12 protein-coding genes are annotated in these 12,702 nt (G+C 60.0%); 10 read left to right on the forward strand and 2 right to left on the reverse strand.

Going from position 1 to position 12,702, the window contains the following annotated elements; genetic code table 11:
* Positions 1-11: 11 nt before the first annotated feature.
* On the reverse strand, positions 12-1,004 hold the full coding sequence (locus tag NUH87_RS06315) for a lipase family protein (protein WP_338525253.1): 993 nt from the start codon (positions 1,002-1,004) through the stop codon (positions 12-14).
* Positions 1,005-1,699: 695 nt separating this feature from the next.
* On the opposite strand from NUH87_RS06315, the gene NUH87_RS06320 reads away from it, so the two are divergent.
* From NUH87_RS06320 to NUH87_RS06350, 7 genes are all read left to right on the forward strand, one after another.
* Positions 1,700-2,167, forward strand: a complete 468-nt coding sequence (locus tag NUH87_RS06320) for a hypothetical protein (protein WP_338525254.1) — start codon at positions 1,700-1,702, stop codon at positions 2,165-2,167.
* Positions 2,168-2,328: 161 nt separating this feature from the next.
* On the forward strand, positions 2,329-2,625 hold the full coding sequence (locus NUH87_RS06325) for a DUF3144 domain-containing protein (RefSeq protein ID WP_338525255.1): 297 nt from the start codon (positions 2,329-2,331) through the stop codon (positions 2,623-2,625).
* A gap of 516 nt (positions 2,626-3,141) precedes the next feature.
* Positions 3,142-4,461: an MFS transporter gene (locus NUH87_RS06330; protein WP_338525256.1), complete on the forward strand. Its 1,320-nt coding sequence runs from the start codon at positions 3,142-3,144 to the stop codon at positions 4,459-4,461.
* 25 nt (positions 4,462-4,486) lie between these two features.
* Entirely contained in the window at positions 4,487-5,239 is a 753-nt protein-coding gene (locus tag NUH87_RS06335; protein WP_040066464.1) for a maleate cis-trans isomerase family protein, read from the forward strand.
* A gap of 21 nt (positions 5,240-5,260) precedes the next feature.
* A complete protein-coding gene (locus NUH87_RS06340; protein ID WP_338525257.1) occupies positions 5,261-6,181 on the forward strand; it encodes a LysR family transcriptional regulator in 921 nt (306 codons plus the stop codon).
* A 118-nt stretch (positions 6,182-6,299) separates the two neighbouring features.
* Entirely contained in the window at positions 6,300-7,511 is a 1,212-nt protein-coding gene (locus NUH87_RS06345; protein WP_338525258.1) for an MFS transporter, read from the forward strand.
* 19 nt (positions 7,512-7,530) lie between these two features.
* On the forward strand, positions 7,531-8,625 hold the full coding sequence (locus NUH87_RS06350; protein ID WP_338525259.1) for a Gfo/Idh/MocA family oxidoreductase: 1,095 nt from the start codon (positions 7,531-7,533) through the stop codon (positions 8,623-8,625).
* Between the two features lie 4 nt (positions 8,626-8,629).
* Here the strand turns inward: NUH87_RS06350 and NUH87_RS06355 are convergent, their stop codons facing one another.
* Complete coding sequence (locus NUH87_RS06355; RefSeq protein ID WP_338525260.1) at positions 8,630-9,514, reverse strand: LysR family transcriptional regulator; 885 nt, start codon at positions 9,512-9,514, stop codon at positions 8,630-8,632.
* 150 nt (positions 9,515-9,664) lie between these two features.
* On the opposite strand from NUH87_RS06355, the gene NUH87_RS06360 reads away from it, so the two are divergent.
* The 3 genes from NUH87_RS06360 to NUH87_RS06370 all read left to right on the forward strand — a co-directional run bounded on the left by NUH87_RS06360 (position 9,665) and on the right by NUH87_RS06370 (position 12,693).
* A complete protein-coding gene (locus NUH87_RS06360; RefSeq protein WP_338525261.1) occupies positions 9,665-10,762 on the forward strand; it encodes an alkene reductase in 1,098 nt (365 codons plus the stop codon).
* A gap of 82 nt (positions 10,763-10,844) precedes the next feature.
* On the forward strand, positions 10,845-11,750 hold the full coding sequence (locus NUH87_RS06365) for a LysR family transcriptional regulator (protein WP_338525262.1): 906 nt from the start codon (positions 10,845-10,847) through the stop codon (positions 11,748-11,750).
* Between the two features lie 184 nt (positions 11,751-11,934).
* Positions 11,935-12,693, forward strand: coding sequence for an SDR family oxidoreductase (locus tag NUH87_RS06370; protein WP_338525263.1), 759 nt, complete (start codon positions 11,935-11,937; stop codon positions 12,691-12,693).
* Positions 12,694-12,702 lie beyond the last annotated feature (9 nt).

The raw sequence follows: 12,702 nt of genomic DNA on the forward strand, positions 1-12,702 counted from the left end.
AGATTATCGCACTAGCTGCCAAACGGTGGCGGCATCGGTATATCGCTGAGCTGCAAACCCAACAGTGTCATGTATTCGTAGATGTGCTGATAGCCGGATTGAGACTCATAGCCTGTGCACTTGGATTGAGGTTGCCCGCAGAGCCGCAGCTCCATGTTCGCGTTGCCCATTCCCCATTGCGTATAGTTCAAGTTGTGGGTTACAATTTTATCCATTTTGGAACAAACCATGTACCTCATGGCTTCATCAATGGGGTCGGCATCATATAGCGTCAGGGAGTAATCGAGAGAAGTTGCGCACCACGCCATCGGAACAACATCCAAAGTGTTGTAGATGCGTAGCGCATTACCGGCCATTTGCTGATTAAAGTAACTCGCAAAAAAACCATCGCCAGCCGTGGGCGCAGCAAACGTTTCGCAATAAAATTTAAAGCCCGGAAATTTGTCTTTCAGATAAAGCGCGACCACCGACATGAGCGCACCGCCAAGGCTATGTCCAACCAATCGGATCGTCGCCCCACTTTGCAGCTTCCCTAGAAAATCGCACAGCGTGCCCTGAGAACCGATAGTGGAGGCCGTTTTCAATATCTGGCTCACCCCATCTGAAGTTCCCTGCGCGATGTTCGCCGTGACTTGGCAGCTCGTGATAACGCTCTGCAATGGCACCATTGGAAAAATATCTAGATCGTCCACCTGATCTTTTAGAGAATCCTTAAGTGTCCCGCTCGTCACCACGACGATGTCGTTCTCATTTTTTCCGCCGATCAGCACCGCTGTGATGTGCGCTACGTGTTCGCCATCCATCACCAGAGCGGGGCCCCAGGCCACGCCATAACCGCCGCCTACCTTGGAGGCATTGAGACGCGAATGAATATTGTCTTTAACCTGACTCGGCGTAGGGTTCTTCATGTTTTTCCAGGACTGCGAATACAACGCCGCATTGTTGACCACAAAAGCGTGTGTAAGACTGATTTGCCTTTGCTGAAGTGAGTCTAGCGAAGTCATGACTGCTCCTTGTCTCGAAGAAAGTTTTCCAGTGGCCTGTGTGGTTAATCCGGACGCCGAAGTTGAGGGCACGAATTAACCATACAGGTCACCAGGGACCAACGAAAACCTATGGCAGCCGTCGATCCTTCTGGGCCAGCAAGACCGAGTGTAGTCGCAGTTTTTGGAAGCGTGAGTGCAATGCGCTGAACGAATGCATCGCCGCAATGTCATGATGGTCGCCGTGTCAACGAGCTGACCTTCGGCAGTATCCGACCTCAGCTAAACGCGGCCTCCCCGCAGGTGGCCTTCAGCCAAAAGCCGATGTCCAGGGCAGAAAATAAATCTGTCACCTTTTCTCGCGACGGTTGGACGATCGAGACAATCTGTCTGCAATGGCCTGACCATCACCTGCTTTTACTCGAACCTGGTTCATGGCTTCATGGGGCCGAATGCAATCGACCCTCGACTTTTCACAAGCTGGCCATAGAGTCCGACTTACGGGCATTCGGGTTTTCGTACACGGGGCTCACCCTGGTTGTCGCGGCTTCAGGAGAAGTGATCATTTACAGGCGCCGCTGAATAGCGAACGAAGAGCAATGAAGCTCAATAACCGCTATCGGCTCAGGGTGTACCCAGCGCTCAACGGCCTATTCACTGAGCGTTCGTTACACCCGGGCTCGCGAAGCGCTCACCCAATCTAAAGGACTTTTCCCATGCACCACCGCATCCATGCCGCTCGCCATCAGGCAGTCTTCTCTCGCAGCCCCTGCGCCTGGCTGACCATCGACGACGTGGGCATCGAGCAATGGCTGGCCTCACACCTCAATGATCCCCTGGTTGCCAAGCTCGGCCTTTCGCTCATTTGGCTGGTGCATGAGGACGAAGAGGCGCTCGTGAAACGTCGCTTCAGCCCTGGAGAGGACGGCACCTCCACCCTCGTACCGCTGCTCGTGTGCAGCGACGACATGGATCTCAACTGCACCGTGCTGATGGCCGAACAGGTCATCGACGGCGACACCCTGCACTGGCGCCGTTTCGGCTGGAGCACTTCCGGCAAGCTGGAAGTGGGTATTTCCACCCGCTGGATCACCGAAAGCCAGCCGGTGAGCTTTGCCCTGGAGGACTTCCGCGCAGCGCTGGAGGGGTTTGACAACTTGCTTAAGGAACAGGCCGGCCAATGATGGCCCGTTAGCGGCCAGACTTTTTTCCATTCACCAAACGGCCGTATGTGGCCGAGCGCCCCCTGGCGAACGGCAGCTTCGGGTAGACTTCTGCCGGTCACGACAGGACGAAGTCGCCCCACTACGGAACAATCTAAAAATGATCAAAAAGGTATCGAGCAATGGTAGAAAGCACTGACGAATCGTTCTACGACCGTGCAGACGCGCATATAAATTTATCGAACGAACAGCTTAAGGCGTTCGAAAACCTTGGCAAGGTAAGCGCGTCGATGATGTTTGGCACCACCCGATTCAATGCTTGGGTAAGCGCTCGCAGCTTCAAGTCTGGCGAGGAGATGGCCCAGGCTCGCGAGGCGATGCTGAACTATTTCTGTGAGCAGTACCGGATGATGCTCGAGGATAATCTCGACGACCATATCAACAACTTCACTCACTACATGAGCGCGACAGACGCTTAATTGATCCATCACCTTCGGCACTCGTCCGCTTTTGGCCCAGGCTGTGTGAAAACGTGGTGGATGCTCAAAGGCATTCAGCAAGGCAGCGAAAGCTACGTCTGCGTATGAACCTCGGCGCAGCTTCCTGTGCCCAGCCACATGGCATCTATCACGCGGCGGCATCCGGCCACCAACTGCCGGTTTCGATGACGCTGACGAAAACCTGCATCGAGTGAACGACGGCCATCAAAACACACCTGATAAAAGATCATCACAGCTTAGCTGTAGTGGTCGCATAGTCGTCGCCCATCAAATACCCGCAATAGCCCTCAAGCAGACGCAACAGCATCTCCCGAGCGGTCTCGGCTAACCCTCTCCCCCACCATCGCCATTGGCGATGGCAAGCTCGTGAATGCCTGATATACGACGCCTCCCTCCCCTCCTAACATCGGTCGCAGATGAGCGTTCGTCCGCCGATCATCTTCGTCGGCGCACGAGTTTCCAAAAATAATAAGTTCAGACCCACGAGGTTCAATCATGAAAACCCTAGAGGCCAGTTCCACGGCCAGTGCGTCTTTAGTCGATGGCGTCGGTCAACTCAGCGCCAACCAGCGCTACGTCACATTGGGCGGCTCCTGGGCCGCCTGGTTGTTCGATGCCCTGGATGCCACCATCTTTGGCTTTGTCCTGCTCGCCGTCGCCAAGACCTTTTCCGTGGGCCTGGGCGACGTGGTCTCCACCGTTGCCTGGTTTCTGCTGGCCACCGGTATCGGCGGTTTCTTCCTCGGCAATATCTCCGACAAGATCGGCCGCAAGAAAACCATGATGCTGTCGGTGTTCGTCTACGGCTCCGGCACCTTGCTCTGCGCTTTTGCCGACAGTCTCTGGCAGCTCAATGTGTTCCGCTTCTGCGTCGGCATTGCCGTCGGTGGCTTGTGGTCTGCCGCCGCAGCGCTGGTGTCGGAGATCTGGCCGGCGGCCGGGCGCGCCAAGGCCTTTGCGGTGATGCAGACTGGTTGGTCGGGGGGTGGTCTTCTGGCGGCGATTTTCGCCTGGAGCGTCCTCGACGGCGGCAACCCCGAGTCCTGGCGGACGCTGTTCATCTATGCCTCGATCCCGGCCTATCTCACCCTGGTGTTCATCTGGCTGTTCGTCAAGGAATCGCCGGTGTGGCTGGCCAACCGCGAATTCATGCGCCATCACACCGACAAAGGCCGGCTGATGGAAATCTTCCGCCCGCAGTACCTGAAAGTGACCCTGCTGGGCCTGGGCATTTCGGTACTGGGCATGTACGGCTACTGGATCATCACCACTTTCATGCCGGCGTACCTGCAGAACATTCTGAATGTGCATATCGACCAGGCACCGGTGTTTGTCATCTGGATCGGTATCGGCGCCACCCTCGGCTATCTGACCTACGGCTACCTGGCCGAAAGCATCGGTCGTCGCTTGTCGTTTGCGGTCTTCTTCACTGGCATGGCGATCATGGTGCCGGTGTTTGCCTACTCGGCGACCTTGATGCCCTTGACCGACGGCAAGCTGCTTTTCACCCCCCAGAACGTCATCACCCTCGGTTCGCTGGCGGCGCTGCTGGGCTTCTTCACCGGCTACTTCAGTGGTTTCGGCGCCTGGTACTCGGAGTTGTTCCCCACCAGCATCCGTTCTACCGCGTCGGGTTTCTGCTTCAACTTCGGGCGGGTTGGCGCGATTGCCGGCATCAAGCTGGTGCCGGTGCTGATCCCACTCATCGGCTTCACCGCCACCATTTCCCTTGCCTCCGTTTCCTACGTCATCGCCGCCGTCATGGTGTTCACGCTGCAGGAAACCAAAGGCGTTCAACTCACCAGCGGCAATTGACCCGTACTGTTCAAAGGAAAATCCCATGAAAAATTTTCGCATCGGCCAAATCGTTCCCAGCTCCAACACGACGATGGAAACCGAAATCCCGGCCATGCTGACCTCACGCTACGAGCTGTTTCCGGAAGAGCGCTTTACCTTTCACTCCTCACGCATGCGCATGATGCACGTCAGCCCCGAAGAGCTGAAAAAGATGGACATCGACAGTGACCGCTGCGCGCTGGAGCTGAGCGACGCGCGAGTGGATGTGATGGCCTACGCCTGCCTGGTGGCGATCATGTGCCAGGGCCCGGGTTATCACAAAGTCTCGCAGGAGCGACTCAGCAAAACCGTGGCCTCCAACCAGTCGAACGCCCCGGTTCTCAGCTCCGCCGGTGCGCTGATCGACAGCCTGAATATGCTCGACTACAAGAAGATCTCGATCATCACCCCCTACATGAAGCCGCTGACCCAGCAGGTGATCGACTACATCGAGGCGGCCGGCATCGAAGTGGTCGACTCCATCAGCCTGGAAGTGTCCGACAACCTCGAAGTCGGTCGTCTGGACCCGATGAATCTGGTAGCCCATGCCGACAAGCTGAACATCGGGCAAGCCGATGGCGTGGTGTTGTCCTGCTGTGTGCAGATGCCGTCGCTGCCAGCGATCCAGATCGTCCAGGATCGCCTCGACAAGCCGGTGCTCTCCGCATCGGTCGCCACCGTTTACCAGATGCTGAAAACCCTCGGCCTCGAGGCCAAGGTGCCGAACGCTGGCCATCTGTTGTCCGGAGCATTCTGAGCCGATGCCCGGGGAGGTACTATGCTGGCCATTCAGGCCAGCCCACCGGTACCTCTCATGAAACTCGATCCGGTCTCGTTGCGACTTTTCGTCAGCGTCGTCGAAGAAGGCACCATTGCGGCCGCCGCCAAGCGCGAACACATCGCGGCGGCGGCGGTCAGCAAGCGACTCAGTGAGCTGGAAGAACTGCTCGACTCGAAACTGCTCAACCGCACCAACAAAGGCATCGCCCCGACCGACGCCGGTCTGTCGTTGCTGTTCATGGCGCGCAGTGCGCTGAACAACCTCAATGAAATTGTCGTGCAGATGCGCGACTACTCCCACGGTCGTCGTGGCTCGGTGCATGTCCTGGCCAATATCTCGGCCATCACCCAGTTCCTGCCCGGCTTGATCAAGTCGTTCATGGACCTGTACCCACTGATTCACGTCAGCCTCGAAGAAAGGCAAAGCCTGGCCATTACCAAGGCCGTGGCCGAAAACCGCACCGACATCGGCATCTTCACCCGTCTGCCCCATGGCGCCGACATCGAGGTGTTCCCGTTTCGCACGGATCGCCTGGTGTTGCTGGTGCCCGATGGCGATCCGCTGGCCAAACGTCAATCGGTCAGATTCAGCGAAACCCTTGAGCACGAATACATCGCCTTGCGCAGCGGCACCCATCTGAATTTCCAGCTGATCAAGGCCGCCAACGACCAGGGACGCTCACTGAAAATCCGCATGGAAGTCTCCAGCTACGACGCTCTCTACCTGATGGTTCAGGCCGGACTGGGCATTGGCATCATGCCCGAGGGAACTGCGGGTATTTACAAGATGGACGGGGCAAAGGTGGTCAGGCTGGACGAGACCTGGGCATCGCGCGAACTGAGCGTGTGCGTGAGATCGCGGGAGGCGCTGTCGGGCGCTGCAAGATTGTTTCTTGAGCACTTGCTCGAAAGGCCGTGAGTCTCAGCTGACTGATTACGGACATCCACGTCCGAAATGTTCGGACCCCTGGCGTATTTTTCCCGACGGCATCTGTTCCTACACTGGGGTCCATCAACTTTCTCTCAGTGGGAATACCATGGACTCAACCCCGTTTATCAAGGGCAAACGGCCGCTTTATTGGCTGGCCTTGGGCACCTTTGCCGTCGGTACCGAAAGCTTCATGATCGCCGGCCTGCTGCCCGGCATGGCGAAGGATCTTGACGTCAGCGTCGGCGTGGCGGGCCAACTGGTCAGTGTATTTGCGCTGGCCTATGCACTGGGCTCTCCGATCCTCGCCGCGCTGACCGGGCACCTGAATCGGCGCAAGCTGCTGATCGGGGCCATGGCGTTATTTGCAGTGGCCAATCTGCTGGCCTTTGCCGCCAGCGGCTACTGGTCGTTGATGGCCGCGCGGGTGCTGCTGGCACTCACTGCGGCGGTATATGTACCCGGTGCGAATGCGCTGGCCAGTGTGGTGGTGTCACCCGAGCAGCGTGGCCGCGCTATCGCCATCGTCAACGGCGGCCTGTCGCTCGCCATCGCCCTCGGTGTTCCGGCGGGCACCGTGTTGGGTGCGGCCATGGGCTGGCGCGCCACCTTCGCCAGCGTCGCGATCCTTTCCGCGCTGGCCGTCGCCGGCTTGCTCATGGGACTGCCACGGGAAATAGGCGCTGGCCTTGCCACCGCGAGCCTGCGCCAACGCGTTGCAACCGCGGCCCAGCCAGCGGTGTTGCGTACGCTGCTGATCACCACGTTGTGGGCGATGGCCAGCTACACCACCTACACCTACCTCGCCCCGCTTCTGGAAGCCACCACCCCCATCAATGGGCCGGCGATAGGTTTCGTGCTGTTCGGCTGGGGCGTTGCCGCCGCCATCGGCCTGGCCATCAGCGGCCCGGCGGTCGACCGCAAAGGTCCACGCGCAGTGATCCTACCGGCGTTGGCGACCTCCACCACGGCCTTCATCGTCCTGTCACTGGCGCCGCACTTTGCCGGCCAGCAGATCGCGGTGGTGCCGATTGTCCTCGCCATCGCGGCCTGGGGCGTGGCGCACTGGGCTTTTTATCCAGCCCAGCAAACCACGCTGGTCGGTCTGGCGGGTGTGGCGAGCGCGCCGGTGGCGCTGTCGCTCAATGCCTCCTTCATGTACCTCGGCTTCTCACTGGGTGCGGGTCTCGGCTCCCTGACGTTGCGCTACAGCGCGTTGACCCACCTTGGCTTCGTCAGTGCCCTCTGCGCGGCGGCGGCCTTGAGCCTGGCCTATGCCTCCGGCCGCCGACCTGCACCGCAACTTTGCCCTTCAAACTAAGTTCAGGAGCTTCATGACCATGCCCTCTAAAATTCGAGTGGGTCTCATTGGCGTCGGTAATTGGGCCGAGTACGGCCACCTGCCTGCCCTCAAGCTGCTTGTCGACTATGAGCTGACGGCCGTCCACAGTCGCGACCTGGGTAAGGCCGCCGAGCTGGCGCAGCGCCACGGCATTCGCTTTGCGCTCGACTCCATGGAAGCCTTGGTGAACCATCCGGAAGTGGACCTGGTGGTCGTGCTTAACACGGCACCCCAGCACGAGATCACCGTGCGGGCCGCCATCGCCGCCGGCAAGGATGTGTACTGCGAATGGCCGCTGACACCCAGCAAGGCCGTGTCGCAGGAACTGATGGAGCTTGCCGAGCAAGCTGGCGTTCGCCATATCGTCGGATTGCAGCGTCGACTGAACCCGGACTATCGCTACGTGCGCGACCTGTTAAAGGACGGCTATATCGGGGAACTGCGTTCGGTACGGCTGCATATCAGCGTCGAATACTTCCAGCGGGAACGCATAGCCGCCCTGCACTTCACCATCCCGCCGGAGAATTTCTCCAGCCTGCTCTCCATCTATGGCGGTCACTATTTCGATGCCGTGTTCAGCATGCTGGGCCATCCGGACAGCATCAGCGCTCTCACGGTCAACCAGTTCCCGGAAGTGACGCTGATCGAGACGGGCGAGGTCCTGAAACATACGACGGCCGACCAAATCGTGCTCAACGGTACCTTCTCCAACGGCGCGGTGCTGACGGCCCATATCGAGGCAGGAAAACGCAACAACTACGGCATTCAATTGGATCTGACCGGCACCAAAGGTGATATCAGGATCAGTAACACCACCGCCTTCGGCAGCGGGTTCTACACCCTCGAGGCCGCCCAGGGAGATGCTCAACCCCTGCAACGGCTCAAGGTGCCGCCACGCTACAACTGGCTGTCGGAGAACAACCTGGACAACAGCCAGCAGGAAATAGCCAACCTGTATGCCGCCTACGCGCAGGATGTGCGCGATGGCACGCACCAGGCTCCCACCTTCGCAGACGCCTTGTGTATGCACGACTTGATCGAGGCTATCGAGACATCCAACCGCGAAGGCGTGCGCCTGACGCTGAAGGCGTGAACCATCAGATCCGCAAGTGCGCACTCATGTAGTCAATGAACACCCGCAGCTTGGGCGAGGCATAGCGGCTGGCCGGCCATAGCATCCAGAAGACGACCTGGCGGTCCAGGTAGTCGTCCAGCAAGGTGACCAGTTGGCCGCTTTCCAAGGCTTCGCGCACCAGGAAAACGGGCAGGAAGGCAATGCCCCTGCCCTGGATGGCGGCATAGGCCAGGGGCTCGATGGTGTTCGACGTCATCGTGGCGGGTAGCACCAATTCAGCCTCGGAGGCTTCGAGCCGCAGCGGCCAACGCTCCAGCTTTCCCGTTGAGGGAAACTTGTGCTGCAGGCAGAAATGGCGTTCCAGTTCACGCGGATAGGCAGGCACGCCCTGGCGCTTGAGATACGCGGGCGACGCCACCAGCACATGCGCGCAGGAGCCCAAGCGGCGCGCGGCCAAGCGGGAATCGGCTTGCTCGCCGGTCCGAATCACCGCGTCGAACCCCTCCTCGATCACATCGACCATACGGTCGCAAAAATCGATATCCAGCTCGACTTCCGGATAGCGCTCCATGAACCCGTCAAAGGCCGGCATCATCAGGTTGCCCAGTAGCGGCGTGCCCACGCGAAGCCGCCCACGCGGGCTGCCCGCCAGGCCCGACAGCTCGGACTCGGCGGCGGAAACCTCGCTGAGGATGCGGCGGCAGCGCTCAAGGAACACGGTCCCCTCGGCCGTCAGCGTGATGCTCCGTGTGCTGCGATGAAACAGTCGTACACGCAAACGCTCTTCCATCCGGGCGATGGTCTTGCCCACGGTCGAGGACGACACCCCCAACTGCCGGCCGGCCTCGGTAAAGCTGCGTGTTTCGGCAACCTGCACGAACATTGAAATGCCATTCAGACTTTCCATCACCTTTCCTGTCTGCCCTGGTAGTACCCCGCCCACAACGCTGGATTGCGGAAAAACGGTCCGAAATGTTCGGCCTCGCGAGCTATTTTTCCTCAACCATCGCGCACCTATATTACGTCCATCATCTCACTCCTGACAGGAATCGATTTCATGTCCAAACTGCATACGAGTATCGAAGTAGGCCCTTATCAAATTGCCCACCGCATCGTCCTGGCGCCGCTGACCCGCATGCGCGCCGAACCGGGCGCCATTCCCGGCCCGTTGATGGCTGAATACTACGCCCAGCGTACCACTGAGGGTGGGCTGCTGATCGGCGAAGCCACCATCGCCGCCGCCAATGGTAACGGTTACCTCGGTGCTCCCGGCCTGTATGACGATAGCCAGATCGAGGGCTGGAAGCTCGTGACCGACGCCGTCCATGCCAAGGGCGGAAAAATCTTCCTGCAGCTTTACCATGCGGGGCGCCAGTCCAATAGCCTGCTGCAGCCAGACGGCGGCCAGCCGGTGGCCCCTTCCGTCGTGGCCGGCGGCCTGTCCTTCACCGAGTCCGGCTGGACCCCCGTCTCCCCGCCGCGCGAGCTGACCGTCGCGGAAATCCGCCAATTGGTGGAAAGTTTCCGCGCTGCCGCCGAACGCGGTATCGCTGCCGGCTTCGACGGCGTGGAGCTGCACTCGGCCAACGGCTACCTGTTCGATCAATTCCTGCAGGACGGCAGCAACCAACGTACGGATAGCTACGGCGGCTCGTTCGAGAACCGCAGCCGCTTCCTGCTGGAAGCGGTAGAGGCAGTGATCTCGGTCTGGGGCAGCAATCGGGTGGCGGTGCGCCTGGGGCCGAGCGGCAATTTCGGCGATATGTCCGACAGCGACCCCGTTGGCCTGTTCACCTATGTCGCACGCGAGCTGAACAAGCTGGACCTCGCCTATCTGCATCTGATCGAGCCGCGCATCCTGGGTGTCGCCGAGGACGAGCGCCGGGACCAGAATCCGGTGGCGTCCCAACTCATCCGCCAGCACTACAAGGGCACCCTGATCGCCGCGGGCGGCTTCTCCGCTGATTCGGCGAAGGCCATCCTGGAGGCCGGCGATGCCGACCTGATCGCTTTTGGCCGCCACTTCATCGCCAACCCCGACTTGCCGGAGCGCCTGCGCAACGGCTGGCCGCTGAACCCGTACGACCGCGAGTCGTTCTTCGGTGGCACCGAGGTGGGCTACACTGATTATCCCTTGTACACCGAAGTGGCCTGATACGCTGCACCGCCGGCAACTGGGGGTCATCTGTGCCCTCAGCTGCCCCTGGGCACCTGTTTCGTTTCCAAAGAGGTGCCACATGAAGGACCTTTTCACCTACAGACTTTTCACCAGGGTGGCGCGACTGGGCAGCTTTTCGGCCGCAGCACGCGAAGTGGGTCTTTCTCAATCCCAGGTCTCCAGGAGTGTTGCCGAGCTCGAAGCCGATCTCGGCACCCTGCTCTTGGCGCGATCGACACGCGCGGTTGTACCGACTGAAGCGGGGGCGGACTTTCTGTCGCGCATAGAGCCCCTTCTGGCCGCGATGGAGGAAGCCGAGCAGAGCGTTCGCGGCGGTGGAGAGCTGCGCGGCGTCGTGCGGATCAGCATGCCGACGAGCATCGGCGTGAGGGAAATCATTCCGCGTATCGCGCCGTTCGCGGCGATGCACCCCAACCTGCATATCCAGGTCATGCTCGCCGATCACTGGCAGGATCTGGTCCGCGAAAATATCGATGTCGCGATAAGGCTGGGGCATCTATTGGATTCCACGGCAACGAGCCGTCAGATCATGACCATCTCCCGATTCATTCTCGCCTCCCCCGCCTACCTGCGCGCCGCCGGAGAGCCGCGGATACCGGAAGACCTGCAATCCCATCGAATCATCGCGGGGCCTGCCTCGACTGTCCCCAGCGGCTGGATGTTCACGCGCAATGGAGAGACCCGGGTCATTGCGCTCGAGGCTCACTTCTCCACCGACGAAAATGAAGGCGCTGTCGCCGCCGCCACCGCGGGATTGGGGATCACCTCGACAACGGCCTGGGCCTGCCGGCGTGAGCTTGAAAGCGGTGAACTCGTCGCACTGCTCACCGATTGGGAGACCCAACCCGTACCGGTGCATGCCTACTTCCCCCATGGCTCGCGTACCCGCAGTGCCGGCCGCGCCTTGATCGAGCACCTTGTAGCCAGCCTCCAGGGTGAGGACGCTAACACTTCGAACCTCTAGGTCGATGACGCTTGCCGCATTGCCTATGCATCCCGTGCATAGAAGATAGCGAAAAAGCGTGACTACTCAGATCCCGCCGAAATTGCCAATTTAGTGCCAGCACCCTGCACGACGCATCGGTCGACCTGTTCACCCGGGCGTCGCGCTGAACGGCCTTTATTTTCCCTCTTCCAGGAGAAACGTCATGCGTATGACTGGCAATACGATCTTCATCACCGGCGGCGGTTCCGGCATTGGCCAAGGCCTGGCCGAAGCGTTCCACAAACTCGGCAATCAGGTGATCATCTCCGGCCGGCGCAAAGAGCGGCTGCAGCAGACGCTCGACGCCAATCCCGGCATGGTCGCCATCGAGCTCGACATCACCGACCCGGACAGCATCCAGGCGGCCGCGAAGACGCTTATCGCCGATTACCCGGACCTGAATGTGCTGATCAACAATGCCGGCGTGATGATGCTCGATCACGCGGACAAGCCCGTGGACGATGCACTCGCGTTGTCGACCGTCACCACCAACCTGCTCGGCCCGATCCGCATGACCTCGGCATTGATCGAGCATCTGAAGGCGAAGCCCGATGCGGTGATCGTCAACGTCTCCTCCGTGCTCGGCTTCGTGCCGATGGCAGTGACGGCGGTCTATTCGGCGACCAAGGCGGCGCTCCACTCCTACACCTTGTCGCAGCGCTACCTGCTGCGGGAACAGGGCATCCAACTGGTCGAAATCGCGCCGCCTTGGGTACGCACCGAACTGCTCGACAGCAGCGAAGAAGAGCGTGCCATTCCTCTCGACCAGTTCATTGCGGGCACCATGGAGCAGTTCGAGAGCGGCCTGGACGAAATCCTCGTCTCACCCGCCGAGGCCATGCGCGCCAACCCGGGTCCGAACGAGCATGCCTGGGTCAATCAGTTCAACGACATGATCGCCAACGGGCCGGCTTTCGGCTGACCTCGCCGG

The organism is Pseudomonas batumici, assembly GCF_036585405.1.
GTDB classification, from domain to species: Bacteria; Pseudomonadota; Gammaproteobacteria; order Pseudomonadales; family Pseudomonadaceae; genus Aquipseudomonas; species Aquipseudomonas batumici.